At 71.0% G+C, this 24,155-nt stretch carries 25 protein-coding genes and 1 tRNA gene; 18 read left to right on the top strand and 8 right to left on the bottom strand.

Features of this window, described 5'->3' with window-relative positions; all coding sequences use genetic code 11:
- Positions 1 to 2 precede the first annotated feature (2 nt).
- Together ACIBJH_RS44415 and ACIBJH_RS44410 are read right to left on the bottom strand one after the other, a co-directional pair.
- The gene (locus ACIBJH_RS44415) at positions 3 to 353 is read right to left on the bottom strand and encodes a metallopeptidase family protein (protein ID WP_026179323.1); all 351 of its coding nucleotides are present in this window, start codon (positions 351 to 353) and stop codon (positions 3 to 5) included.
- Between the two features lie 4 nt (positions 354 to 357).
- Positions 358 to 1,473 (bottom strand): LLM class flavin-dependent oxidoreductase, encoded by a 1,116-nt coding sequence (locus ACIBJH_RS44410; RefSeq protein ID WP_399122674.1) that lies wholly within the window; start codon positions 1,471 to 1,473, stop codon positions 358 to 360.
- Positions 1,474 to 1,558: 85 nt separating this feature from the next.
- On the opposite strand from ACIBJH_RS44410, the gene ACIBJH_RS44405 reads away from it, so the two are divergent.
- Positions 1,559 to 2,323, top strand: a complete 765-nt coding sequence (locus tag ACIBJH_RS44405) for a helix-turn-helix domain-containing protein (protein WP_399122673.1) — start codon at positions 1,559 to 1,561, stop codon at positions 2,321 to 2,323.
- Between the two features lie 118 nt (positions 2,324 to 2,441).
- Here the strand turns inward: ACIBJH_RS44405 and ACIBJH_RS44400 are convergent, their stop codons facing one another.
- Positions 2,442 to 2,858 (bottom strand): hypothetical protein, encoded by a 417-nt coding sequence (locus tag ACIBJH_RS44400; protein ID WP_399122672.1) that lies wholly within the window; start codon positions 2,856 to 2,858, stop codon positions 2,442 to 2,444.
- Between the two features lie 185 nt (positions 2,859 to 3,043).
- Here ACIBJH_RS44400 and ACIBJH_RS44395 point away from each other — a divergent pair, with 185 nt between their 5' ends.
- From ACIBJH_RS44395 to ACIBJH_RS44375, 5 genes are all read left to right on the top strand, one after another.
- Complete coding sequence (locus ACIBJH_RS44395) at positions 3,044 to 3,553, top strand: hypothetical protein (protein ID WP_399122671.1); 510 nt, start codon at positions 3,044 to 3,046, stop codon at positions 3,551 to 3,553.
- 220 nt (positions 3,554 to 3,773) lie between these two features.
- Positions 3,774 to 5,930: a DEAD/DEAH box helicase gene (locus ACIBJH_RS44390; protein WP_399122670.1), complete on the top strand. Its 2,157-nt coding sequence runs from the start codon at positions 3,774 to 3,776 to the stop codon at positions 5,928 to 5,930.
- Positions 5,931 to 6,126: 196 nt separating this feature from the next.
- Positions 6,127 to 9,195, top strand: coding sequence for an FG-GAP-like repeat-containing protein (locus tag ACIBJH_RS44385; protein ID WP_399122669.1), 3,069 nt, complete (start codon positions 6,127 to 6,129; stop codon positions 9,193 to 9,195).
- A gap of 69 nt (positions 9,196 to 9,264) precedes the next feature.
- The gene (locus ACIBJH_RS44380; protein ID WP_399122668.1) at positions 9,265 to 10,833 is read left to right on the top strand and encodes an amino acid permease; all 1,569 of its coding nucleotides are present in this window, start codon (positions 9,265 to 9,267) and stop codon (positions 10,831 to 10,833) included.
- 147 nt (positions 10,834 to 10,980) lie between these two features.
- A tRNA-Lys gene (locus ACIBJH_RS44375) sits at positions 10,981 to 11,053 on the top strand.
- Positions 11,054 to 11,494: 441 nt separating this feature from the next.
- Here ACIBJH_RS44375 and ACIBJH_RS44370 read toward each other — a convergent pair.
- Complete coding sequence (locus ACIBJH_RS44370) at positions 11,495 to 12,421, bottom strand: alpha/beta fold hydrolase (protein ID WP_399122667.1); 927 nt, start codon at positions 12,419 to 12,421, stop codon at positions 11,495 to 11,497.
- 66 nt (positions 12,422 to 12,487) lie between these two features.
- Entirely contained in the window at positions 12,488 to 12,997 is a 510-nt protein-coding gene (locus ACIBJH_RS44365) for a nuclear transport factor 2 family protein (RefSeq protein ID WP_399122666.1), read from the bottom strand.
- A 170-nt stretch (positions 12,998 to 13,167) separates the two neighbouring features.
- On the opposite strand from ACIBJH_RS44365, the gene ACIBJH_RS44360 reads away from it, so the two are divergent.
- From ACIBJH_RS44360 to ACIBJH_RS44330, 7 genes are all read left to right on the top strand, one after another.
- Positions 13,168 to 13,644 carry a MarR family winged helix-turn-helix transcriptional regulator gene (locus tag ACIBJH_RS44360; protein ID WP_399122665.1) on the top strand — a complete coding sequence of 159 codons (477 nt, stop codon included), beginning with the start codon at positions 13,168 to 13,170 and terminating at the stop codon, positions 13,642 to 13,644.
- A 332-nt stretch (positions 13,645 to 13,976) separates the two neighbouring features.
- Positions 13,977 to 14,402 (top strand): STAS domain-containing protein, encoded by a 426-nt coding sequence (locus ACIBJH_RS44355; RefSeq protein ID WP_399122664.1) that lies wholly within the window; start codon positions 13,977 to 13,979, stop codon positions 14,400 to 14,402.
- Entirely contained in the window at positions 14,399 to 14,980 is a 582-nt protein-coding gene (locus ACIBJH_RS44350; protein WP_399122663.1) for a hypothetical protein, read from the top strand. Before ACIBJH_RS44355 ends, ACIBJH_RS44350 begins: the two co-directional genes overlap by 4 nt.
- A 139-nt stretch (positions 14,981 to 15,119) precedes the next feature.
- Positions 15,120 to 15,362 (top strand): hypothetical protein, encoded by a 243-nt coding sequence (locus tag ACIBJH_RS44345; protein WP_399122662.1) that lies wholly within the window; start codon positions 15,120 to 15,122, stop codon positions 15,360 to 15,362.
- A gap of 344 nt (positions 15,363 to 15,706) precedes the next feature.
- Positions 15,707 to 16,258 carry an STAS domain-containing protein gene (locus ACIBJH_RS44340; protein WP_399122661.1) on the top strand — a complete coding sequence of 184 codons (552 nt, stop codon included), beginning with the start codon at positions 15,707 to 15,709 and terminating at the stop codon, positions 16,256 to 16,258.
- A 41-nt stretch (positions 16,259 to 16,299) separates the two neighbouring features.
- Positions 16,300 to 17,046, top strand: a complete 747-nt coding sequence (locus ACIBJH_RS44335) for a GAF and ANTAR domain-containing protein (protein WP_399122660.1) — start codon at positions 16,300 to 16,302, stop codon at positions 17,044 to 17,046.
- 79 nt (positions 17,047 to 17,125) lie between these two features.
- Positions 17,126 to 17,842, top strand: coding sequence for a GAF and ANTAR domain-containing protein (locus tag ACIBJH_RS44330; protein WP_399122659.1), 717 nt, complete (start codon positions 17,126 to 17,128; stop codon positions 17,840 to 17,842).
- Between the two features lie 61 nt (positions 17,843 to 17,903).
- Here the strand turns inward: ACIBJH_RS44330 and ACIBJH_RS44325 are convergent, their stop codons facing one another.
- Entirely contained in the window at positions 17,904 to 18,191 is a 288-nt protein-coding gene (locus tag ACIBJH_RS44325) for a hypothetical protein (RefSeq protein ID WP_399122658.1), read from the bottom strand.
- A 386-nt stretch (positions 18,192 to 18,577) separates the two neighbouring features.
- On the opposite strand from ACIBJH_RS44325, the gene ACIBJH_RS44320 reads away from it, so the two are divergent.
- The 3 genes from ACIBJH_RS44320 to ACIBJH_RS44310 all read left to right on the top strand — a co-directional run bounded on the left by ACIBJH_RS44320 (position 18,578) and on the right by ACIBJH_RS44310 (position 20,518).
- Entirely contained in the window at positions 18,578 to 18,946 is a 369-nt protein-coding gene (locus tag ACIBJH_RS44320; protein ID WP_399122657.1) for an STAS domain-containing protein, read from the top strand.
- A gap of 64 nt (positions 18,947 to 19,010) precedes the next feature.
- Entirely contained in the window at positions 19,011 to 19,754 is a 744-nt protein-coding gene (locus ACIBJH_RS44315; RefSeq protein WP_399122656.1) for an ANTAR domain-containing protein, read from the top strand.
- Complete coding sequence (locus ACIBJH_RS44310; protein ID WP_399122655.1) at positions 19,751 to 20,518, top strand: GAF domain-containing protein; 768 nt, start codon at positions 19,751 to 19,753, stop codon at positions 20,516 to 20,518. The genes ACIBJH_RS44315 and ACIBJH_RS44310 overlap by 4 nt, the downstream gene beginning before the upstream one ends.
- A gap of 219 nt (positions 20,519 to 20,737) precedes the next feature.
- On the opposite strand, the gene ACIBJH_RS44305 is transcribed toward ACIBJH_RS44310, so the two are convergent.
- Both ACIBJH_RS44305 and ACIBJH_RS44300 read right to left on the bottom strand, forming a co-directional pair.
- Positions 20,738 to 21,136 (bottom strand): DUF5994 family protein, encoded by a 399-nt coding sequence (locus ACIBJH_RS44305; RefSeq protein WP_399122654.1) that lies wholly within the window; start codon positions 21,134 to 21,136, stop codon positions 20,738 to 20,740.
- A 41-nt stretch (positions 21,137 to 21,177) separates the two neighbouring features.
- A complete protein-coding gene (locus tag ACIBJH_RS44300; protein ID WP_399122653.1) occupies positions 21,178 to 22,182 on the bottom strand; it encodes an acyl-CoA desaturase in 1,005 nt (334 codons plus the stop codon).
- Between the two features lie 218 nt (positions 22,183 to 22,400).
- On the opposite strand from ACIBJH_RS44300, the gene ACIBJH_RS44295 reads away from it, so the two are divergent.
- Positions 22,401 to 23,036, top strand: coding sequence for a DUF5994 family protein (locus tag ACIBJH_RS44295; protein ID WP_399122652.1), 636 nt, complete (start codon positions 22,401 to 22,403; stop codon positions 23,034 to 23,036).
- A 103-nt stretch (positions 23,037 to 23,139) separates the two neighbouring features.
- A complete protein-coding gene (locus ACIBJH_RS44290) occupies positions 23,140 to 24,123 on the top strand; it encodes a metal ABC transporter solute-binding protein, Zn/Mn family (protein WP_399122651.1) in 984 nt (327 codons plus the stop codon).
- The last annotated feature ends 32 nt before the right edge of the window (positions 24,124 to 24,155 follow it).

Here is a 24,155-nt window from a genome sequence, read left to right as displayed (position 1 = left end):
GGTCAGCCCCAGCCGAGTTCGTGGAGGCGTTCGTCGTCGATGCCGAAGTGGTGGGCGACTTCGTGGACGACGGTGACGGCGACCTCGTGGACGACGTCCTCGGTGGTCGCGCAGTAGCGCAGGGTCGGGCCCATGTAGATCGAGATCCGGTCGGGGAGGACCCCGGCGTACCACTCGCCGCGTTCGGTGAGAGGTGTGCCCTCGTAGAGGCCGAGGAGTTCGGGATCGGACGGGTCGGGTTCGTCCTCGACGAAGACGGCCACGTTGTCCATGACCCGCGTCAGTTCGGGCGGAATCCGGTCCAGGGCTTCGCTCACCAGCTCTTCGAACGCCTCGCGCGTCATTTCCAGCACACGCCTATTGTCCGGGACGAACGCGGGTTCGGGGCGGTGACGGGGTCGTCAGGTCGGGGATCAGTACGGCGACGCGTTCCATCTGCTCGCGCTGGGCGCGCAGGTTCAGGGCGGCGGGGCGGGTGACGAGGTGGCGGGCGCCCGCGGTGACGTACCGGTCGAGGCGCTGGGCCACCTGCTCCGCGGTGCCCGCGGCGACGGCCTGGATCTTCTCCAGCTCGGGGAGGGGCATGCCGTAGGTGGCGCGGGCGTAGTCGTCGAGTGCGGCTCGGGCGGTTTGGGGGTCGTCGTCGATTCGTACGGTGACGAAGAGGGCCGGGGTGATGGCCTCGGGGCTGCGGCCCGCCGCGGTGGCCGCCTGGTGGATGTCGTGCAGGCCGGTCGTGTAGTCGGCGGGGTCGGGCGGGTAGGGGAGCCAGCCGTCGTAGAGGCGGCCGGTGCGGGCCAGGGCGGTGGGGGTGGCGCCGGCGAGCCAGACGGGTGGGCCGGTGGGGCGGGTGGGGCGCAGGGCGGGCGGGAGGTCGGTGAAGTGGTGGAACTCGCCGTGGAAGCTGTCGGCGCCCTGCCAGAGGGCCCGCCAGAGCCGGACCGTCTCGTCGAGGCGGGCGAAGCGGCGGGGCCAGGGGACTTCGGAGAGGTCGTAGAAGGGGCGTCCGAAGCGGCCGGGGAAGCCGGCGCCGACGGCGAGGGCGAGGCGGCCGTGGGAGAGCAGGTCGATGGAGGCGAGGGTCTGGGCGGTCTGGACGGGGCGGCGCAGGAAGGGAAGCAGGGCGCCGGTGCCGAGGGTGGCTGTCTCGGTGGTGGCGGCGAGGGCGGCGAGCATCGTGAGGGCTTCGATGCGGGGGGTGATGAGGGAGTCGTTGACGAAGAGGGAGGTGAAGCCGAGGTGTTCGGCGGTACGGCCGAGGGCGATGAGGTCGCGGGGGTCGTCGTCCTTGGACCATTGGGCGGTTCCGGTGGGGAGGAGTACGCCGAGGTGGATGGGGTGGGTGGCGTTCGGGGGCGGTTCGTCGGCTGATGGGGGTGGAGGTGTGCGCCTAGTGGCTCGGGGGTCCCGTTGCGGGGCGGCTGCGGGCGGTTCGCCCGTGTCGGTGGGGTCGGCGGGGTTGGTGGTGTTCATGGGCTCGATGGTCGTCGGGGGCGGGTATGGGCTCAATTCCCTGTGGGGAATGGCCGGTTGGGGCAGGGCGTCGTAGAACTGGTGCGTGGACTTTTCCCAGGTGTTGCGTGAGCGTCGTGCGAGTCGTCGGCTGAGTCAGCTGGAGGTGGCTTCGCGGGCCGGGACCACTCAGCGGCATCTGAGTTTCATCGAGTCGGGGCGCTCGGTGCCGGGGCGGAACATGGTCGTGCGGCTCGCCGAGTCGCTCGAACTGCCGTTGCGGGAGCGGAACGAGCTGTTGCTGGCGGCCGGGTTCGCGCCGGTGTACGCGGAGAGTCCGTTGGAGGGGCCGGTGCTGGCCCCGGTGCGGGCGGCGATCGGGCACATCCTGCGCGGGCATCTGCCGTATCCGGCGGTGGTGGTGGACCGGAGGGGTCAACTGGTCGACGCCAACAGTGCGTTCGGGGTGATCACGGAGGGGGCTGCGGCGGAGCTGGTGGGGCGGGGGGCGAATGTGTACCGGCTGGCGCTGCATCCGGACGGGGTGGCGCCGCGGATCCTCAACCTGGCCGAGTGGGCGCGGCACATCGTGGCCCGGTTGGGTGGATTGCCCGAGTTGCGGGACGAGTTGGCCGGGTATGTGCCGGAACTTGAGTCGGGCGAGGGGCAGTTGGGGTTCGCGGTGCCGTTGCGGCTGCGGTCGTCGTACGGGGAGTTGCGGCTGATGACGACGGTGACGACCTTCGCGACCGCGGTGGATGTGACCCTCGCGGAGCTGAAGTTGGAGGCGTTCCTGCCGGCGGACGCGGCGACGGCGCAGGCGTTGGCGGCTGCCGCCGTGGCGGGGGATCAGGCGCCGGGGAACATGTAGGCGGGGAACATGCAGGCGGTGTGGATACGGCTGTCGTCGTACGGGGAGTTGCGGCTGAAGACGGCGGTGACGGCGTTCGCGATGGCGGAGGCGGAGGCATTGGCCGCGGCGGCGGGGATCAGGCGCCCGGGAACATGTAGTCGGTGCGGATGCGGCCGTCGGTGTCGAGTGTGAGCAACTCCAGTCCGCCGCCGACCACTTCGCCGTCGGCGACGGTGATCGTGTCCCAGTGGAACTGGACCAGGTCGTCGAGGAGTACGGCGTCGGTGCGGGCCCGGAAGGTGAACTCGCCCTTCTCGACGAAGCGTTGGTAGCTGCGTGTGACGCGGGTCTCGATGGCGTCGTGGCCCTGGGCGCGGAGGGTGGGGTGGTCGAAGCCGAGGTCCGCGGCGAGCTCGCGGATCTCGGCGGGCGGCTGGAGGACGTGGGTGCCGTCCTCGGCCCAGAGGCTCTCGATCGTCGCCCGGCGGCGGGCGGGGTCCGGTTCCACCCACTGGGCGATGTAGCGGGCGGCGAGGTGCTGGGGATCGGTCATGTGTGGCTCCTCGGGACACTGGCGGTTGCTGCGGTCGGTTCGGGCCGATCGTGCTGTGGGCGCGGGCGAGGGGCAATTCCCGGCCAGGAATGGGCGACGGCGAGGGAACGCGTGTCTTCCGGCGGGCGGCGGGAGTTGAGAGGGCGACTCCTTTTTCCGCCCTCGGAGGTGGCCCCGTGCGCCCCATGTACGTACCCGTCCGTCTGGCCGCCGCGGTCGCCGCCGTCGCCGCTGCCGCCGGCTGTATGAGCGTGGGCGACGACGCGGGCGGCGGTGCCAAGCCCTCGCACTCGGCCGGGCGGCACGCCGGGGACGTGCCCGACGGCGGTTCGGGGGCGCCGGGGGACGGGCTCGGGTACGGCGGCTCGGCCGGGGACGGGAAGCACGGGCACGGGAAGCCGAAGCCCGGGGAGTCCGCGTCGGGTTCGGCCTCGCCGTCCGCGCCCGGCGGTGCGGCGAGTCCGTCCGCCTCCACGGCGCCCAGACCGGGGACGAGTGCGAAGCCGGGGGTGCCGACCACGGCCGCGCCGCAGCCGACCGCGACGCGGACTCCGCCGCCCGTGGACCCGACGCCGTCCGCGCAGCCCTCGTCCGCCGCCCCGACCGTCGCGGAGCCCTCGTCCTCGGCCCACGAGGACCCCGTACCGCAGCTCGTGGACCGGGAGCCCGCGCCGGCGGCCGGGTCGCCGGCGTAGGGGCGGGTGTGACGCACGTCAAGGAGGACCGGTTTGCGTTGGGGGGTGGTAGGTGCGTAAGGTGGTAGATCGTTTGATCCCATTGCCCGGCGCCACTGTAGAGCGCGCCGTGTGGCGCGTACTCTCCCTTGCCGTGGCGGACCGCATTGAGGCGGTCGATAGCGAATCACGGAGTTGACGGGCGCGTGCCGACGGAGACTCCGGAAGGTTTCGCATTCGCATGTCCATTTCCAGTACTGATCACGTCGTCATGCCCGAGAACGAGGGCACCGAGACGGCCGTAGACGCTGCCGCGGAGGCTCCCGAGGTGACGTTCGCGTCCCTCGGTCTCCCCGAGGGCATCGTGCGCAAGCTCGCGCAGAACGGCGTGACAGCCCCCTTCCCGATCCAGGCGGCGACCATCCCGGACGCCCTGGCCGGCAAGGACATCCTCGGCCGTGGCCGCACCGGCTCCGGCAAGACCCTCTCGTTCGGTCTGCCGCTGCTCGCGACGCTGTCCGGCGGCCGCACCGAGAAGAAGCGCCCCCGAGGCATCATCCTCACCCCGACCCGCGAGCTGGCGATGCAGGTCGCCGACGCGCTCCAGCCCTACGGCGACGTCCTCGGCCTGAAGATGAAGGTCGTCTGCGGCGGCACGTCGATGGGCAACCAGATCTACGCCCTTGAGCGCGGTGTGGATGTGCTGGTCGCCACTCCCGGCCGCCTCCGCGACATCATCAACCGCGGCGCCTGCTCGCTGGAGGACGTGAGCATCGCGGTCCTCGACGAGGCCGACCAGATGTCCGACCTGGGCTTCCTGCCCGAGGTCACCGAGCTGCTCGACCAGATCCCGGCCGGCGGCCAGCGCATGCTGTTCTCGGCGACCATGGAGAACGAGATCTCCACGCTGGTCAAGCGCTACCTGACCGACGAGGTCACGCACGAGGTCGACAGCGCGCAGGGCAACGTCACGACGATGTCCCACCACATCCTCATCGTGAAGCCCAAGGACAAGGCGCCGGTCACCGCCGCGATCGCCTCCCGCAAGGGCCGCACGATCATCTTCGTCCGCACCCAGCTGGGCGCCGACCGCATCGCCGAGCAGCTGCGCGACGCCGGTGTGAAGGCCGACGCGCTGCACGGCGGCATGACGCAGGGCGCCCGTACGCGGACGCTGGCGGACTTCAAGGAGGGCTACGTCAACGCGCTCGTCGCGACCGACGTCGCCGCCCGCGGCATCCACGTCGACGGCATCGACCTGGTCCTGAACGTGGACCCGGCCGGCGACCACAAGGACTACCTGCACCGCGCCGGTCGTACGGCCCGTGCCGGCCGCACCGGAACAGTCGTCTCCCTCTCCCTGCCGCACCAGCGCCGCCAGATCTTCCGGCTGATGGAGGACGCGGGCGTCGACGCCGGCCGTCACATCATCAACTCCGGCACGGCCTTCGAGCCCGAGGTCGCCGAGATCACCGGCGCCCGTTCGATGACCGAGGTCCAGGCCCAGTCGGCGGGCGACGCCGCGCAGCAGGCCGAGCGCGAGGTCGTCCAGCTCACCAAGGAGCTGGAGCGGGCCACCCGCCGCGCCGCCGAACTCCGCGAGGAGTCCGACCGCCTGGTCGCCCGTGCCGCGCGTGAGCGGGGCGAGGACCCGGAGGTCGCGGTGGCCGAGGCCGCAGCGGCCGTCGTCGAAGCGGCTGCCGCCGAGCCGGTCGCCGAGGCGCCGGTGCGCGAGGAGTCGTCGTACGACCGTCCGCGCCAGCAGCGTGACGAGCGGGGCAACTACGAGCGCCGTGACCGTCGTGACGACCGTCCGTCGGGCGGCTTCCGCCGCGACGACCGTGGCGGCAACGACCGCGGTGGCCGTTCCTTCGAGCGTCGTGACGACCGGCCGTCCGGTGGCTTCCGCCGCGACGACCGTCGTGACGACCGTGGCGGCAACGACCGTGGTGGCCGTTCTTTCGACCGTCGTGACGAGCGCCCCTCGGGTGGCTTCCGGCGCGACGACCGTCCGTCGGGCGGCGACCGCGGCGGGCGTTCCTTCGACCGTCGTGACGACCGCCCCTCGGGTGGTTTCCGCCGCGACGACCGTCCCTCGGGCGGTGACCGTGGTGGCCGTTCCTTCGAGCGTCGTGACGACCGTCCGTCCGGTGGTTTCCGCCGCGACGACCGTCCCTCGGGCGGTGACCGTGGCGGCTTCCGTCGCGACGACCGTCCCGCGACCGGTCACCGGGGCAGCGACCGCCCGTTCAACCGTGACCGCCAGGGCGACCGCCCGGGCTTCCGCGCCGGCGGCCACGACCGTCCGTCCGGCCACCGCGGCACGACCGGCACGGGTACCGGCACCGGCACCTTCGGCCGCCGCGACGACAAGCCGCGCTGGAAGCGCAACGGCTGACGTCGACGGCTGTCGTCAAGTGACGTAGCGCAGAAGCGAGATGGCCCCCGCCCGGGTTCGGGTGGGGGCCATTTTTGCGTGTTCTTGGCTGTGTGTTGACTGTATGATCAGCCGACTTCTGTGGGGGATGCGACGGCTGGGGGCCGGGGGGCAGCGAGAACGCCACGCATCCCTCCTTTCTCTGGGGGAGGATTCCTTGGCTCGTCGTGTCTTCACAGGCATCGCCGTCTCGGCCGTGCTCGCGGCCGGGCTCGGCCCGCTGCTGCCGGCGCCCGCGTTCGCGGTGGGGGTCGCGCAGGAGACGGTCGTACCGGCCACACTGCGCGGCACCTACACCTCGGCCGCGCTGCTCGCGTCCTCGACCCAGGCCGGCCACGACAGCGCCGGGGCGCAGGGCGTCTTCCACCGGGTGGAGGGCGTCTCGCCGTCGCTGTGGACGCGCTACTCGGACGGTGCGGCGGTGCCCGTACCGGCGCGGGCCGGGGCGACCATCCGGGCCACCGGTACCGATGTCCTCGCGTACCAGTACCCGGGCGGCCGGTTCGAGTTCTGGGACCCGACCGACGGTACGACCCGGAGTCTCCAGGTCCCGGCGGGCCTCGGCGTCCTGAGCGCCTTCGACAATCTCACCCTCGCCTTCCGGAACTCCACCACCGAGGACGGCACCAGCACCCGGATCGTGCATCTGCTGACACCCGGCCCCGACGACACCACCCGGGACGTGACCGTCGCGGGCGGACCGGCGGGCCTGATCGTCGGTCTGCCGGCCGGCGCGGACGCCACGAGCGTGTTCCTCCGCGCCTCGCTGGACGGACAGCAGGTGCTGATCGCCGTGGACCGCGAGACCGGGCAGGTGCGGAGCACGAGCGGTCCGCTGCCCCTCGGGTACACGCATGTGTACGCGTCCCGGGACCGCGTGGTCGTCGCCGCCTACGACAAGGCCAAGGTGCTGGTGCTGCCGCGCGCCGACCTGTCGGCGACCCCGGCCGAGGTGGTGCTGAAGGGTGTCACCGACGGCGTGAACGCGACGAGCGATCTGGCACTCGTGGGGGACTGGCTGGTCAACGGCACCGGCGCGGTGACGGCCCAGCCGATCGACGGCGGCGCCTCGGTGACCCTCATGCCGTGGTCGTTGTCCGGGATGGCGGCCGGCCCCGACGGCAACGCCGTGAAGATCGGCCGCACCGGGAGCGACGACTGGGGCATCCAGCGCATCCAGCCCGGTCCCGGGGGCGTCCCGGTCGTCACCCAGGTCAGGGCGCTGCCCAAGCCGCCGACCAGGATCCAGGGGCTGTCCCTGGAGCAGGGGCGGCTCCTCGTCGCCGACACCGGTGGCCCGAACGGATACCGCGACGACTACCTGCGGACCGTAGCCGTGACCGGTACGCCCGAGTTCGGCGCCCGCTCGTCCTTCGACGGCACCGGCCTGAACCTCGGCACCTGCCCGGTGACGGAACTCGGCTGCTCCCAGCTGTACGGCACGGCGGACGGTCGCGCCGCCTGGCTGACGAAGGACACCACGACCAGCGACCGTATCCGCGTCAACGGGCCCGCCCCGTACACCTTCTGGGAGCGCACCGTCCCCGCGGGCGGCCGCATCACGGACGTCTCCGGCCGCTACCTGATCCACACCACCGCGACCGCGCAGACCGTCTACCGGATCGGCGACGACGGCAACCCGGCCCTCACCCGCACCCCCGGCGCCGCGGCCCTCTCCGGCGACACCCTGTGGACCCCGGGCACCACCCCCGGCACCCTCACGGCCTACAACCTCACCACCAGGAAGACCACCGAGACCCTCACCACCGCCGCCGGCTGCGCACCCACCGAACTGCGGGCCAACGGCCGTTGGCTGTACTGGAGTTGCGCGGACGGAACGGCAGGCGTCTACGACCGTACGGCGCAGAAGTCCGTCCAAGTCCCGTCCGGCGAGGCGGAGTTGGGCGACGGATTCGTCGTCACGCACGACCGGCAGGCCGGACAGCTGGTCCTCACCACGTTCGCCGACGGCACCCCCGCGAGCCGGGTGATCGGCGCGCTGCCCGACACCGGCGTCTCCCAGCGCGAGGTGCGCTGGACGGTCGACGAGTCGACCGGGAACGTGGCCTACGTCGACGACCAGGAGCGCGTCCACCTCGTACCGACCGGCGTCACCGCGCAGCCGCTGCGCCTGCTGGCCCCGGTCGAGGCGGCCCCCTCCGTCCAGGCGCACGAGCGTGACACGACCCAGGACACCCTGGCCACCGTACTGCTGTCGAAGCCGTCCGCGAGCTGGCGGCTGACCGTGCGCAGCCGGGCCACCGGCAAGGTCGTGGACACGCGGGACGGCGGCGCGGCGCGCGGCGAGCTGAAGGTCGGCTGGTCCGCGTCCCCCGACGGGGTGACCCTCCTCACGAACGGGTCGTACGACTGGACGCTGTCCGTCGCACCGGCCGACGGGGTCGGCGCCCCGGTGACGGCGAGCGGCACGGTCGCGCTGCGCGGCGGTTCCCCGGCACGCCACGACCACGTCGGCGGTGACGCCGTGGGTGACCTGCTGACGCTCGACCCGTCCGGCGCGCTGACGTATCAACTGGGCACGGGCAAGGGCGGGTTCGCCGGAAAGGTCAGCGGCGGCGGCTGGGCGACGAGCGTGAAGGCGGTCCCCTTCGGCGACCTGAGCGGTGACCGCTGCAACGACGTCCTGGTCCGGCTGAGCAGCGGGGCGCTGCGGGCGTACAGGCCGGCCTGCGACGCGGCGCTCAAGCCGTCGACGGCGTACACGTCACTCGGGACGAGCGGCTGGAACCAGTACGACGTGCTGACCGCGCCCGGCGACATCAGCGGCGACGGCCGCCCGGACCTGATCGCGCGGAGCGCGTCGACGGGGACGGTGTACCTGTACAAGGGCACGAGCGAGGGCAAGCTGTCGGCGCGCGTGAAGCTGTACGCCGACTGGAAGACGTACAAGAAGGTCGTCGGCGTAGGTGATGTGAACGGTGACGGCATCGGTGACCTGCTCGCCCAGGACAAGTCGAACAACCTGTACCGCTACTACGGCACCGGCCACGGCACGTTCGGGGCGCGGGTGAAGCTGTTCGGCGCGTGGGGCGGGTCGTACAACGCGGTCGTCGGGGTCGGGGACATCACCGGGGACGGGAAGGCGGACCTGGTCGAGCGGGACTCGGCCGGGGTGCTGTACCGCAACAGCGGTGACGGGAAGGGGGCGTTCGGGGCGCGGGTGAAGATCGCGACCGGCTGGGGCGGGTACAGGGGCATTTTTTAGCCACATCGAGTCCTTATCGATTCCTTAAGTGACGCATGTCACGCCCCCGGCGAGGGAATCGCTGGGGGCATGACAGATGACGCCATAGCGAGTGGGCTGTCAAAGGGAGACGCTCCCGGTGACTCCGGTCTCTCCGACGAGGAACGGCTTGCCCAGCTCGGCTATACGCAGGTTCTCGCCCGCCGCATGTCGGCGTTCTCCAACTACGCGGTCTCCTTCACGATCATCTCGGTCCTGTCCGGCTGCCTGACCCTCTACCTCTTCGGCATGAACACGGGCGGCCCGGCGGTCATCACCTGGGGCTGGGTGGTCGTAGGCCTGATGACGCTGTTCGTCGGCCTCTCGATGGCCGAGATCTGCTCGGCCTACCCGACGTCGGCGGGCCTGTACTTCTGGGCCCACCGCCTGGCACCACCCCGATCGGCCGCGGCCTGGGCGTGGTTCACGGGCTGGTTCAACGTGCTCGGCCAGGTCGCGGTGACCGCGGGCATCGACTTCGGCGCCGCGTCCTTCCTGGGCGCGTACCTGAACCTCCAGTTCGACTTCAAGGTGACGCCGGGCAGAACGGTGCTCCTGTTCGCCGGGATCCTTGTGCTGCACGGTTTGCTGAACACGTTCGGCGTGAAGATCGTCGCGCTGCTCAACGACATCAGCGTGTGGTGGCACGTGGTGGGCGTGGGCGTGATCGTCGGAGCGCTGGCGTTCGTCCCCGATCACCACCAGTCGACGACCTTCGTCTTCACGAAGTTCGTGAACAACACGGGCTGGGGCAGCGGGGTTTACGTGGTGTTGCTGGGCCTGCTGATGGCGCAGTACACCTTCACCGGCTACGACGCCTCGGCCCACATGACGGAGGAGACGCACGACGCGTCGACGGCCGGCCCGAAGGGCATCGTCCGCTCGATCTGGACGTCGTGGATAGCAGGCTTCGTCCTCCTCCTGGGCTTCACGTACGCGATCCAGTCGTACGAGGCGGAGCGGACGTCGGCGACGGGCGCACCCCCGGCGCAGATCCTGCTCGACGCGCTGGGAGCGACGTCGGGCAAGTTGCTGTTGTTGGTGGTGATCGGGGCACAGCTCTTCTGCGGGATGGCGTCGGTGACGGCCAACAGCCGCATGATCTACGCCTTCTCACGCGACGGCGCGCTGCCGTTCTCCCGCGTCTGGCACACGGTGAGCCCGCGCACCCGGACTCCCGTCGCGGCGGTGTGGCTGGCGGCGACGGGCGCACTCCTCATGGGCCTGCCGTACTTGATCAACTACACGGCCTACGCGGCGGTGACCTCCGTCGCCGTCATCGGCCTGTACATCGCGTACGTCATCCCGACACTCCTCCGACTCGCGAAGGGCGACGACTTCCAACGCGGACCGTGGCACCTGGGCCGTTGGTCGCGACCGATCGGTCTGGTCTCGGTGATCTGGGTGGCCGTGATCACGGTTCTGTTCATGCTGCCGCAGGTCTCCCCGGTCACCTGGGAGTCCTTCAACTACGCGCCGGTCGCGGTGCTGGCGGTGCTGGGCTTCGCGGCGGCGTGGTGGGCGGCGTCGGCTCGGCACTGGTTCCTGAATCCGGAGCATGCTCGTACGAAGGCTCGGGAGGTGGCGCGGGCGGGCGCGCCCGGGCCTGTGGATCTGTGACGGTGCGGTTCTGCTTGCCCGAACCGGTAGATCCGTAACACTCCGGACCCACCTGGCCGCCTTCCCTCCATCCGGCACGGCCGTGTCCCCGATACCCGATCGGAGACACGGCCACGTCCCGCTATGCTCGGGGAGGCAACATCGCGAGGACCCTTAGCTCAATTGGCAGAGCAGTGGACTTTTAATCCATTGGTTGTGGGTTCGAGTCCCACAGGGTCTACCGCATCGCCCCCAGCTCAGAGGTAGTTCGAGCTGGGGGCGAGGCCGTTTTCAGGGCCTCTGGTGATCATTGGCCGGCCTCGTGCAGACGCAGGGCCAGACCGAGCCCGATGCCCGAGGTGCCGCCGGTGATCAGGATCGTGTTGCCGGTCATCTTCATGGGGTCTCTCTCCTTCGCTGCGGCGGGCCGGTGAGCGCCCGCGGACGCTCCTACGGTCGAGGCCGTGTTGCCGGCTGTTGCTCCGGCCCGGAAGACGGGCGCACCGATCGCACCAGGAGGAACCGCCGCCGCTTCGGTGGCACGGCCTGCGGGACGGTCCTTGGCGCGTCGGCGCTGGGCGGTGCCTGCCATCGCGAGCGATGCGTGAGCGGACGGTGCGGCAGGAGCCGTCACGACGTGGACCGCGCCCCATGACAAACCTGTCCTGCGCGTGGTCGGTGCTCAGGCCGCGGGGCCGGCGAAGAACGCGGTGAGTCTCTGCGCGGTCCAGGCGGGGTTGTCCGCGGCGTATGCGTGGCCGCTGTCGGGGACGAGGTCGGCCTGGATGTCGTCGGCGATCTGGCGGACGCCTTCGAGGAGTGGTGCTTGGGGCAGGCCCAGGACGGCGTTGAGGACGAGGACGGGCATGGGCAGTTTGGTGGTGCCGGTCGCGCGGATGGCCCGTCCGTCCTCCAGCAGGGTGGCGTAGTGCTGGAATCCGCCGCGCATGCCGCCGGGGGCGGAGTAGTGCCGGAGGAATTCGGCGCGGTCGGCGTCGGTGAGACCTCCGGCGGGGGAGCCGATGGCCCAGGCGGGAGCGAGGTAGTCGGCTTCTTTGCCCGCGGTGAGGAGTTCGGCGATGTCGAGTTGCATGTGGAAGCCGAAATGCCAGTAGCCGCCGGTGGCCGGGTTCATGAGTTCTTCGAGCCCGAAGCCTGGTAGCACCGACTCGGAGAGGACGAGCCGGCGGACTTCGCGGGGGTGGGCGGTGGCGTAGGCGTGCGCGACCATGGCGCCGACGTCCATGCCGACGAGGTTGATGCCGGTGTCGCCGCTACCGGCCGGGGCGAGTCCCGCCACGATCCGCCGGAGGTCCTCGGCGACCTCGCTCTTGGCGTAGCCGCTGTCGGGCTTGTCGGAATCGCCGGTGCCGCGCAGGTCGGGAGCGACGACGGTGAAACCGGCTGCGGCGAGGAGCGGCATCAGGCGGCGCCACACCGCCCAGGTGTACGGCCAGCCGTGAAGCAGGACGACTGGTGGCCCCTCGCCGCCGACGACGTGGTGCAGGCGTACGCCGTCGACGTCGGAGTAACGGTGGAAGAAGCCGTCCATGCCCGATACCGGGCCTTCGGCCGGTGGAGCGGCGACCGGGGAGTTGTGCGCTGTCATCCGTCTGTCTTTCTGTCCTGGAGTCGGGGCGGCTTCGACTCGGAGGGCGGCTTCTTCCACCGGCGTTCAGGCCGCGCTCGCGTCGGCCGCCGTGAAGCGGGCGGCTGCCTCGGCGGGGGCGTTCAGGTTGCCCTCGGTCCAGCCGATGCTCTGGACGAGGCGCTCGATGCGCCAGCCCTGCGCGGTACGGCGCATGTGGTTCGTGTACGTGCCCCGCATGAGGAAGAAGTCCCCGCCCTCGGCGCCCTCCAGGTAGTGCTGGGCGTACATGTACGAGTGGCAGACGGCCCGGTCGGGATCGTTCTCGTCGAACTCGATGACGTGGTTCGGGCTCAGGTGCTGGCGGGCCGTGAATCCGGAGAGGCCGCCACGGGCGAAGTGGACGAAGGCGTCGCGGGCGAAGTCGCTCGCGGGCATGCCCGCGTCGGAGAAGTCGATGTGCACCGGGTCGGTGAAGCAGGTGGCGTACAGGTCCCAGTCCGCGCGGTCGATCGCCACGGCGTAGCGGATGACGGTGTCACTGATCGCGGCGCGGTCTTCGAGGCGGCGGATACGGGATTCGAGGTCTGAAGTCATGGTCGGTCGTTCCTTGCGTGAGGTGTGCCTGGTGGACGGCCTGGTGGACGTCTTGCGCGCCAAACATACGACCCAGGATCATCCGAAGCAAGATGATCCGACTAAAGAAGGTTCTGTGTCGGATCGTATTATGGTGGATGGACGACCCAGGGAATCCAGGACGGTGACGCGTGGCCCCCAGCGATCGGCGGACAGTGCCGGACGAGATGTGTGCGCTCACCGGCGACCCCTCGACCGCGGATCTCACCTGGCTCACACACCGGGCCGCTGCCGCCCTCGGCGACGTCTTCGACGCGGTGTGCCGAGAGGCGGGTCTCGCCGATCTGCGGGACTGGCTCGTCCTCGCGCTGGTGGGCGAAGGAGGACAGCGCACGCAGTCGGAGATCGGTGCGCAGCTCGGCATCGACAAGACGACGCTGGTCTCCCTGCTGGACCGGCTTGAGCGGGAGGGGCTGATCATCCGCACCTTCTCCGCACGTGATCGCCGGGTCCGCATCCCGGAGGCGACGGCCGCCGGGCTCGCCCTGCACGACAAGGTGGCCGTAGCGCGCGACGAGGCGATTCAACGACGGCTGGCGACCATCCCGGCCGACCAGCAGGCGCTCCTGAGGTCGATGCTGTGGAGCATCTCCATGGGCACCTCCTGACGCTGGAGCGGTGCGCATTCGGCACGTCCGGCGGTGACGGCGGCGAGAGCGCTGGGTAAACATCGTGGTACCCGTCTCCGGGGCCGACCGGGGGACGGGCCCCGGGACCATGCTTCACATGGACGTCCCAGACCCCGGCGGGCCATCACTGCTTGGCCACATGCCTGCGGAGAGCGGAGCACTCGTCCTCTCGCCCCACGCATCCCCGAGGGAACCGGCTGTGTCCCACGCCCGGAACATCGGCTGCTGGACCGGTCATTCACCTGCCCGCACGACAGTACGACCGTCCCGGTTTCCCGGCGCGGTCTCGTGAACCACGAGGCACCCCGCCCATGCGCGTACCGCCCGTCCTGAGCGTCCACCGGCACGACACCGACAACCGGGCATCGATCACCCTGACCGGCGAGATCAACCTCAACTCCGCGCCCCTGGTGCACGCGTCACTGGAGCGCTGCCTCCACGACGGCATCCGCGCCATCGACATCGACGTCACCGCCGTGACCTTCTGCGACCACAACAGCCTCAACGGCTTCCTCTACGCCTTGATGCACACCGCCGCGGCCGGAGGGTCCCTGCAACTGCACCACCCCAGCCCGGCGTTGGAGCGCCTCGTCGCGCTCACCGGCTACGGTTCCCTCTTCCTCGCCCTCCCGGATGCCCACGCCGGGTACCGGACGCCTCCGCAGCCCCTTCTCCCGCCCCCGGCCGCACAATGGCTCGCTCCGACCCTGCCCGTTCTCCCGGGCGGTGTGCTGTGACGGCCCTGCCCGGGTCGAGGCGGCCGCGGCCGGGCGCGGGTCGCCCGCCCCTCGCCACGCGTACGACGCCCCTGAGTCTGCGTCGGCTCAACCGCTGGCAGGCCGAGGGACTGCGCGAGGACCTGGCAGACATGTATGCGGAGTCCTGCGCCCCAACGCCCGGTTGGGAGCACCGCCGCCGGAAGGACTTCCTGCGGCGTCTCACGCACGACACCTGGCGACCGGGGTTCACCATGCTGACCGCCCAGGCACCCGGCCAGGTGGGATACGCGTTCGGATTCCCTGTAGCGCGTGACGGCTCCTGGTGGAGCGGGTTCCGTGGACCGCTCCCGCAGGACCTCGTTCAACTCACCACGTCCGGACGGGTCTTCGCCCTCAGTGGGACAGTGGTCCGTCCCTCCGAGCGGTACCACGGCCTGGCCGAGCAGCTGCAGGAGCAGCTGCTCGCCGACCGCCGGGCGCTGCTCGGCGTAACCCTGGTGGACCGGCCCCACCGTGCTGCGGGCCCTGGCCCTCCCCTCGCCGAGTGGACCGCCGCGGACCCGGACGACCTCACGCACCCGGCACGATTCCGGTAGCCGCGGGAGGACCGGGGGCACGCGCGAGAGGGGATCACCGGATGAACGGCGGTACAGCAGGCGTGAGTTGTGACGACTGACAGCAGGTCCCGCCGGGACGTCCGTCGAGGTCCAGTGGTCCCGGCGCGGCGAGGCCTGTGTGACACCGGTCGACGACGACCTGGTGGGCGTCGCCGTCCTCAGCCGCACCCGTCGCGGCTACGACGAACACCTGGCCGACTTCCCGACCCTCACCGCGTCACTGCGCGGCCGCCGCGGCGCTGACCGCGTTCGAGGGGCGTACAGCGGCCTCTTCCGCGTGACACCGGAGCGTGTCCGAGATCCCGTACAGGCCGCGGCCTGTACGGGATCTCGCGTCCATGAAGTACCGCGTGGTGCCTAGGACATACGCGCGTGCCGGGCTTCCGTACCGTCCACATCCTGGGATCGGGCGGCTTGGAACCGTCCACGGGTACGACGCGAGGACTAGTCTGCCGAACAGACGTCCCAGACCCCGGCGGCACGCAGTTGCTGAACGCAGATCGCGGCGGGGTGCGGACTTCTCGTCTGTCACCCGGCGCATCCCTGGAGGGAACCGGGTTGATCCTCTGTCCTGCCGCGCAGGCTGTCGGACCGGCCGTTGCTCTGCCTCCGCCGAAAGTACGCCCCCGCCGGGAGCGCGCCCAGGGAGCCGGGACTCCGGCGCCACCGCACCCGCTGCCGGACGGTCTTCCGAACCGAGGCGCCATGCCCCTGCCCCAACTCACCGTCCAGCGACATGACTTGAGCACACGGGCGCTGATCACCCTCGCCGGTGAGATCGACCACGAATCCGCGCCCTTGGTGCGTGTGTCCCTGGAACGACGCCTGCGAGACGGTGTTCGTGCCATCGACGTCGATCTCGCGTCCGTCACCTTCTGCGACTGCAGCGGGCTCAACACGTTCCTCCGCGCCGCACAGCGGTCCACAGCGCTCGGCGGGACCCTGCGGCTGCACCGTCCGCCGACCGTGCTGCTTCGGATTCTCGCCGTCACCGGCTGCGGATCGCTGCTCCTGGGCTCTCCGCCCGGCAACCGCCACCTCCTCCTGAAGAGATCCCCGCCACGCCCGTACAGGCCCCGGCGCGCGGCTTGGTCCGGCTGGTGTCCGCCCTTTCAGGACGTGTGCGATGACCGCCAGGCGCAGGCGGGGCAGTCACGGGAGCCGGGCGATGCGGCAAGCCGCGCGACATCGGTCAACTCGCTTTGTCCAACGGCGACTTCGTACGGCGACTTCGTACGGCGACTTCGTATGCGGTGACATCGTGATCCGGCCGCACCCGCCCGCGGGTGGTGGCCCGGGTGGGGCCTGACAGCCGGTCGGAGCGCATCCAGGTGCTGGTGGCCGAGCAGGCGGCCCTGCGCGGTGTCCGGGTCGGTGTGGTGGACGTGTGCACCGCGGCCGTCGCCGCGCTGCCGGTCGGCGGGGCCGGGCTGTCGGCGATGTCCGGGACCGCGCGGAGTCATCCGCTCTGCAGCACCGACGACATCAGCGAGCAACTGGAAGAGCTCCAGCTCACGTTGGGTGAGGGACCGTGTGTGGATGCCTTCCGGCACGGCTCGGCCGTCCTGACGCCCGATCTGCTGACCCGTGGCCTGCAGGACCGTTGGATGGTGTTCGCGTACGCGGCCCTGGAAGCCGGGGCACGCGCGGTGTTCGCGCTCCCGCTGCAGATGGGGGCGATCAGCCTGGGAGTCCTGGACCTGTACGCCCAGGTTCCGGTCCGGTTGGACGCGGAGGAGCTGGCGGACGCGTTGGCGTTCGCCGATCTCGCGACGCTGGTGCTGCTCGACGCGCGTATCGACGAGACGGGCGCGCCGCACGGTGGCCGCGCCGAGGACCTGGGCGCGTACCGGGCGGAGATCGACCAGGCGAGCGGCGTCCTGACCGTCCAGCTCGGCGTAGACATCGAGGAGGCCTTCGTCCGGCTCCGTGGCCATGCCTTCGCGCAGGGGCGCCGGCTCGCCGAGGTGGCCGCGGACGTGGTGGCCCGGCGGCTGCGTTTCTCACCGGACGGGGAGCCGGACCAGGCGGACGAGGAAACCTGACGCATGCGCGCCGTCCGGGAAACATGCCGTACTTCCCGCCCCTTCGGGCCGGGACCAGTCTCGATCGAGGGTGCTCACCATGGATCAGCAGCTCCTGGCCAAGACGTTCGTCGAGCTGGCCGACAATCTGCTCGCCGACTTCGACCTCATCGATTTTCTGCGCCTGCTCACCGATCGCTGCGTAGGCATGCTCGACGCGAGCGCAGCCGGCGTGCTGCTCGCCGACCGGGACGGCAAACTCCGCGTCATGGCCGCCTCCGACGAACAGGTGCGCCTGCTGGAGTTCTTCCAGCTCCAGAACGACGAAGGCCCCTGCCTCGACTGCTTCCGCACCGGCGCTCCGGTGATCATCCACGACCTGACCCGGGAGATCGACCGATGGCCGCGCTTCGTCACAGCGGCCCACCGCAGCGGATTCGGGGCCGTACAGGCACTGCCCATGCGCCTGCGGGCGGAGACCGTGGGCGCCCTGAACCTCTTCCGCGCCGCATCCGGCCCCTTCGACCCGCTCGCCACGCACATCGCCCAGGCCCTGGCCGATGTCGCCACCATCAGCCTGCTGCAACAACGCACCGCCCACCGCAGCACGGTCCTCAACGAACAACTGCAGGCGGCGCTGAACAGCCGGGTGCTGATCGAACAGGCCAAGGGGAAGCTCGCCGAACGCCAGGGCATCGACATGGAGCAGGCGTTCAGCGCGCTACGCGGTTACGCCCGCGCCCACAACCGGCGCCTGTCCGACGTGGCCCGCGCCTTCGTCGACGACTCCGAACCCCTTGCCGGTCTGGGGGCCTGACCTGTCGTTCGCGTGCCCAGGCGCACACCCCCTCCTGGCACAGTGCGGCCCGCTCCACGGGTCACCCGCGGCGTTCGTGGTCCTGACGGTCCTCGCGCCGCCGGCGCGCGCGGTGCCGACGGCTGTAACGGCGGTCCCAGCGTTCCCGACGATCCCGGCGCTCCCGATAGTCCCGGTAGTCCCGGTAGTTCCCGAGATCGGAACCGCCGTCACGGCTCCGGCCGCCGCCACGGTCACGGCCGAGGCGGGTGGCGCTGTAGACCAGCACCGCCGCGGCCACCCACCAGAGGGGGTTGAGGAAACCGAGTCCGAACAGGACCAGGACGAGGATGAGGAGCAGGACGAACACAACGGGCCTCCCGGGAGCTGGAATCAGCGTCGATACCGGGGACTGGGGCCTCTCCTCGCAGCGTAGTCCTGCCCGGAGGCCGCGGATACGGTACGACGTCGGACGTCTTGCCCGGTCGGTCACGAAACGACCGGCTTCCGGGCCGACCTCGATCCTTGCCACTCTCTTGCGTCTTCGCCGCCGATTCCGTCAGGAACCGACAAGAGGCGCCGCTTTCGTCCACTCTCACGGGGTACCTGCGGAGAGCACGACGGCCCGTCCCTCCGCGCCAGTACGCTCGTCCCACGGTCCGCCCGTGACCCCGGCCCTCTCCGTACCGTCCCGTTCCGCGCAACAGAGGCCCTGCGCAAGGCGAAAGTCCCCCGGTGACAGAGGAGTTGGGTCGCATGAACCCCCAGCACGACCTGTTCGACGAGTTGCGTGTGATCACGGCCGGCGGCGAGCTGGACCTGACGACCGCGCCGGCTTTCGCGCGTGACCTCGTGGACGCCCGGCACGGCAGCGGGCGGCTGCTCCTCGTCGTGGATCTGCGCGGTGTCACGTTCATGGACGGCAGCGTTCTGGAGCCGCTGTGCGCGGCGTGGGAGGACTGCCATGAGCGGCTCGGAGGGCTGCGGGTCGTGCACCACCGGCCGGGCGCGGATCTCGTGTTCCGGGCCGCCGGTCTGCAGGACCGTTTCCCGCGGTACGCGACCGTCGAGGACGCCTGGTGGGACGTACCCGCGGACCGTGCGACGGCGGACCGGGGCACGTAGGGTACGGCGCAGGCCGGGCGACATCTCACCTCGAAGTGCCCCGGCCCGCGCGGGACGGAGACGGGTGATCAGTGACGGCATGGCCGAGGTCCTGCGGTCGCTGCGCCTGGGCGAGGTCGGGGATCCGGCCCAGGCGTGTGCGCGGGCGCTGGGCGCCGCGGGCGTCGCACTGTCGTTGCTGGTCGGCGCCGACCACACGGCCGAGCCGCTGTGGTTCCATCCGGACCTGAGCGTCTGGTTCGAGGAACTCCAGCTCACGCTGGGGGAGGGCCCGGGGCCGGACGCGGTCCGCGCCGGTTCGCCCGTGCTGGAGCCGGACCTGGCGCGGGTGCGCGCCGAGCGCTGGCCCGCGCTGCTGCCGGCGGCGCGCGAACTGGGCGTGAACGGGGTGTGCTGCTTCCCGCTGGGCATCGGCGCCATCCGGATCGGCGTACTGACCGTACTGTGCGACGCCGAGCGGCGGCTGAGCCGGCAGCAGTACACGGACGCCACCGCCCTGACCGCCGTACTGACCGACGCCCTGCTGAACGGCGACCGGCGCGACGGGGACCGTCCCGGGCTCGGCGCGGCCCTGGAACCTCCCTCGGTGCTGCGCCGCGCGGTCGTGCACCAGGCCACGGGCATGGTCAGCGCCCAGCTCGACGTGTCCGTGCAGGAAGCACTGCTGCGCCTGCGCGCCCACGCGTACAGCAGTGAACGGCCCCTCCGCGAGATCGCGGAGGATGTGGTCGCCCGCAGGCTGCGTTTCACCGACGACTTCGACGACGATGTGAGCGGGCCGAACTCGCCCGATGGTGGAAAGGGATGATGACCATGGCCCGCGAACGACGTCTGGCGGAGATCTTCGTGGAGGTCGCTGACTCGCTCGTCGAGGACTTCGACGTCATCGACCTGCTGCACCGGCTCTCCGCACGCTGCGTCGAGCTGCTCGACGTGTCGGCGGCCGGGATCCTGCTCGTGGACGCGCACGGCGAACTGCAGATCATCGCCGCCTCCGACGAGCACACCCGCCTGCTGGAACTCTTCGCGCTCCAGCACGACCAGGGCCCGTGCGTCGAGTGCTACCGCACCGGCGCCGCCCGCACCAACATCGACCTGACGCGAGCGGAGACGACCGCCGCCTGGCCGCGCTTCGCCAGGCAGGCCCGCGAGACCGGGTACGTGACCACGCACGCCATCCCGCTGCGGCTGCGCAACAGGGTCGTCGGTGCCCTCAACCTCTTCCAGACCGGCCCGCACCGCCTCGGCGACGACGACATCGCGCTCGCCCAGGCACTCGCCGACGTGGCCACCATCGCGATCCTGCAGCAGCGCACCCTGGAGCAGTCCCATGTCGAGAACAGCCAGCTGGAGAACGCGCTGACGAGCCGCATCCTGATCGAACAGGTCAAGGGCTTCCTGGCCGAGCGCTGGAACACCTCCGTCGACGACGCCTTCGCCGTGTTCCGGGCCTACGCCCGCGCCCGTCATCTGCGCCTCTCGGACCTCGCCGCGCGGATCGTCTCCGGCGACTTCGACACCGCGGCCATTCCGGCCCCCGCGCCGGCCCGGCCCGGCGACCACCACGGCTGACCGGCGGCGCCGGGCGTCTTCGTCAACGGCCATGTGGTGAAGGTCGGTTGGTCCACCGCGGAGCCGGATCCGCACAGGCTCCTGTTGCCGTCCGGTATATCCGGCGTGCCGGGCCGCTGGGGCCTCCTGGTGATTCCCCCGGAGCAGCCACGGATCCCCGCCGTCAGGCGGTGGCGGGGAGGTGACGGGCCGGGCCGCGCGTGCCCGTGCCGGGCCGGATCAGACGTGACCGCCCGTGGCGGCTGTCATGAGCGGTTCGGCCGCCTGCTCGGTGGTGTCCGGCGGCACGACCAGCAGGTCCCAGCGCCCCCGGCCGGGGGAGAGCAGCACGATGGTGTGCGGGGCGGATTCCCCCTGGGTCCTGCGCAGTCGTACGACCTGGTCGGCGACGAGGATCTGGCCGGGCATGGTCGACCACGTCGCTCCGCTGACCGTGGCACTGGTGATGTGGCCCCACTTGCGCGGCAACCCGGCCAGCAGTCCCGGGAGTTCGGCCGGCAGGTCGTACGAACGGGGCCACCACGCGCCGTCGATGGCCCGCGGCAGGTTCCCGTGCGGCGCCAGGCGCAGGCGGAGGACGGGATGGGAGGGGAGCGGGGGTTGCAGCACGGTGGTCATGGGGCTCCTGCCAACTGCCGTACTTGGATGAGCGTTTGACGTCAGGCGCGGCGGGCGGCGACCCGGTCGGGGGTCGGCCAGCGCACGTCGTGGACCCAGCCGGCGCGCTCCATGAGGCGGATGACGGCGGCCGACGGGTCGATCTGGCCGCTGTCGACACCGTGCCGGGCGCACGTGGGGTCGGCGTGGTGGAGGTTGTGCCAGCTCTCGCCGAAGGAGAGCAGGGCCAGCGGCCAGAGGTTGGTGGCGCGGTCGTGGCGCCGGGTGCGGAAGGGACGCTCACCGATCATGTGGCACAGCGAGTTGACGCTCCACGTGACGTGATGGAGCAGCGCGATACGCACAAGTCCCGCCCACAGCAGGCCCGTTACGCCGTACAGCCAGCTGCCGCCGATCGCCCAGCCGAGACCGAACGGCAGCGCGAGGGTGAGGAGGCACAGCCACGGGAAGGTGCGGGAGACGGCCCGGATGTCGGGGTCGGCGACGAGGTCGGGGGCGTAACGCTCCGGCGGTGTCTGCTCGTTGCGGAACAGCCAGCCGACGTGGGCGTCCAGCAGTCCGTGCAACTGGCCGCGCAGATGGGTGCCGTAGCGGTAGGGCGAGTGCGGGTCGCCGGGCCGGTCGGTGAAGGCGTGGTGACGGCGGTGGGTGGCGACCCAGCCGATGACGTCGCCCTGGAAGCTCATCGACCCGGCCACCGCGAGCGCGATGCGCACGGGGCGGATCGCCCGGTACGAGCCGTGGGTGAGCCCGCGGTGGAAGCCGACCGTGACGCCGAGGCCGGTGACCGTGTACAGGACGGCCGCGAGCACGATGTCGACGGGGTGGACGAGCCGTCCCCACAGCAGCCAGCCCGCCAGGCCGAGGGCGACGAACGGCAGGATGACGATCACCGCCGTGACGGTGACGTAGATCCGCTGGCCGGTGTCCCGCGCGGACGCCGGACCCTCGCCGGCCGGGAAGGGGGAGGTGCCGTCGTAGGACGGGGGCGGCGGGTCGGTGCCCGCCGGAATCTCTGTCGTGGACGGGGTGGAGAGGACGGTCATGGCGGGACTCCTCGGCCTCGCTGCGGATGGCGCGGCCGGGGTCACGGGCTGCCCCTGGGAAAGGGAAACGCGAGGACAGGACGCCGGACCGGACACCGGCACGTCAAGAGCCCTCGGTTGCTCCACCGTACTCCCGCATGCTCCGGAACGGACCGGTCCGGAGCGTACGGCCACTGTGTGCGGCCACCACTCCGCGCTGTCGCAGAGCGCGGAGTACCGTGAACAGCACCGAGGGCGCTTCGTACATCGGCTTCCACGCCGGGTCGTCCTCGGCGAGGGACGAAACCCGTGCCGCCGCAGAGGTGGCCCGGAGACGGGTCCGCATCATGTCGGCGACCGCATACCCCACCCTGCCGCGTCCCGAGCCCGTCGCGGTCCCGGCGGCCCGTCTCGCGCTGAAGAGCGACGGCGCCGTCCGTGGCCTCCTGGACGGCGCCTGGTGGCCCCGCTCCCGCGATCTGCTGAGCGAACTGCCCGCGCTGACCGCCGTGTTGGACCCTTTGTGGGGCCGTATCACCCGCATCGCCGTCAACCCGACGTACTGGCCGACCGTCCCCCACAAGGTTCCCGTGGCCGGCCACATCGTCAAGGTCGGCTGGTTCGCCGACGAGATCGACCCGCACCAGCTGCTGCTGCTCTCCTACTGCATCGGACGCTGGGACCTGCTGGTCATCCCGCCGGAGACCGGGGCCGAGGCGGCCGCCCGGCTGATGGCTGCCGCGTCCGACCCCGACGGCCCGCCGCTGACCGGGAGCGCGCTCATCGCCGCGGACGAGGGCCCGCACGGCGTCGCCCCGACCGGGTCGCGGCTGGATCCGGACAAGGTGGGGGAGCCCCGCGTCAAGATTGCATAATGATTTTCATGAGGGATAACCGGCTCCCTAGTAGTGACAATCATTTCCATCTACGGTCGGAGGTGAAGGACCCCGCTCCCCAGCCCGTCAAGGAGACCGAGCCGTGCGCACCACCGGCATCCCGATATCCCGCCCCGCATCCCGCTCCACCCGGCTGATCGCCACCGGTCTGGCCACCGGCGTCGTGCTCGCCGTCACCAGCGGCTGCTCCACCGCCTCCTCCTCCGGCACCGCCGGCGCCGCCGACGCCGGTTCGACGACGGCGGGCAAGACCATCAAGGTCGTAGCGGCGGAGAACTTCTGGGGCAGCATCGCCGCCCAACTCGGCGGCGCCCACGCCCAGGTCAAGAGCATCATCGACAACCCGAACGCCGACCCGCACGACTACGAGCCGACCGCGGCCGACGGCCGACTCGTGGCCGGGGCCCAGTACACGATCGTCAACGGCATCGGCTACGACGCCTGGGCGGACAAGCTGCTGTCCGCCAACCCCGAGAGCGGCCGTACCGATCTGAAGGTCGGTGACCTGGTCGGCATCGAACCCGGCGGCAACCCGCACCGCTGGTACTCGCCGGACAACGTCCACCAGGTCATCGAGAAGATCACCGCCGATTACAAGAAGCTCGACCCGGCCGACGCCGCCTACTTCGACGCGCGGAAGACGGCCTTCGAGACCAAGACCCTCGCGCCGTACGACAAGTTGATCGACGACATCAAGGCCAAGTACGCCGACACCCCCATCGGCGCCTCGGAGTCCATCGTGACCCCGCTCGCCGAGGGCCTGGGACTGAAGTTGCTGACGCCCGAGTCGTTCCTGGACGCCATCAGTGAGGGCACCGACCCGACGGCCAAGGACAAGCAGACGATCGACCGGCAGATCAGCGAGAAGCTGATCAAGGTGTACGTCTACAACAGCCAGAACGCCACCCCGGATGTGCAGGCCCAGGTCGAGGCCGCCAAGGCGAAGGGCATCCCGGTCGCGACCGTGACCGAGACCCTCACCCCGGCCGGGGCGTCCTTCCAGGCATGGCAGGTACGGCAGTTGGAGGGCATCGAGAAAGCCCTGGGGCAGGCGACGGGCAGGTGAGCACCGTGAATCCGGCCGCCTCCCGGCCGGGC

The sequence above is a fragment of the Streptomyces sp. NPDC050548 genome (assembly GCF_044457385.1).
Taxonomy (GTDB): domain Bacteria; phylum Actinomycetota; class Actinomycetes; order Streptomycetales; family Streptomycetaceae; genus Streptomyces.
This window is presented reverse-complemented; position numbering and strand designations above follow the sequence as displayed.

What these genes read in the sequence shown, in the direction of transcription:
- ACIBJH_RS44410 (WP_399122674.1), bottom strand. Translation starts at nt 1,473, where the DNA reads ATGAACACCACCAACCCCGCCGACCCCACCGACACGGGCGAACCGCCC.
- ACIBJH_RS44400 (WP_399122672.1), bottom strand. Translation starts at nt 2,858, where the DNA reads ATGACCGATCCCCAGCACCTCGCCGCCCGCTACATCGCCCAGTGGGTG.
- ACIBJH_RS44395 (WP_399122671.1), top strand. Translation starts at nt 3,044, where the DNA reads ATGTACGTACCCGTCCGTCTGGCCGCCGCGGTCGCCGCCGTCGCCGCT.
- ACIBJH_RS44390 (WP_399122670.1), top strand. Translation starts at nt 3,774, where the DNA reads ATGTCCATTTCCAGTACTGATCACGTCGTCATGCCCGAGAACGAGGGC.
- ACIBJH_RS44380 (WP_399122668.1), top strand. Translation starts at nt 9,265, where the DNA reads ATGACAGATGACGCCATAGCGAGTGGGCTGTCAAAGGGAGACGCTCCC.
- ACIBJH_RS44370 (WP_399122667.1), bottom strand. Translation starts at nt 12,421, where the DNA reads ATGACAGCGCACAACTCCCCGGTCGCCGCTCCACCGGCCGAAGGCCCG.
- ACIBJH_RS44365 (WP_399122666.1), bottom strand. Translation starts at nt 12,997, where the DNA reads ATGACTTCAGACCTCGAATCCCGTATCCGCCGCCTCGAAGACCGCGCC.
- ACIBJH_RS44355 (WP_399122664.1), top strand. Translation starts at nt 13,977, where the DNA reads ATGCGCGTACCGCCCGTCCTGAGCGTCCACCGGCACGACACCGACAAC.
- ACIBJH_RS44340 (WP_399122661.1), top strand. Translation starts at nt 15,707, where the DNA reads ATGCCCCTGCCCCAACTCACCGTCCAGCGACATGACTTGAGCACACGG.
- ACIBJH_RS44330 (WP_399122659.1), top strand. Translation starts at nt 17,126, where the DNA reads ATGGATCAGCAGCTCCTGGCCAAGACGTTCGTCGAGCTGGCCGACAAT.
- ACIBJH_RS44320 (WP_399122657.1), top strand. Translation starts at nt 18,578, where the DNA reads ATGAACCCCCAGCACGACCTGTTCGACGAGTTGCGTGTGATCACGGCC.
- ACIBJH_RS44310 (WP_399122655.1), top strand. Translation starts at nt 19,751, where the DNA reads ATGATGACCATGGCCCGCGAACGACGTCTGGCGGAGATCTTCGTGGAG.
- ACIBJH_RS44305 (WP_399122654.1), bottom strand. Translation starts at nt 21,136, where the DNA reads ATGACCACCGTGCTGCAACCCCCGCTCCCCTCCCATCCCGTCCTCCGC.
- ACIBJH_RS44300 (WP_399122653.1), bottom strand. Translation starts at nt 22,182, where the DNA reads ATGACCGTCCTCTCCACCCCGTCCACGACAGAGATTCCGGCGGGCACC.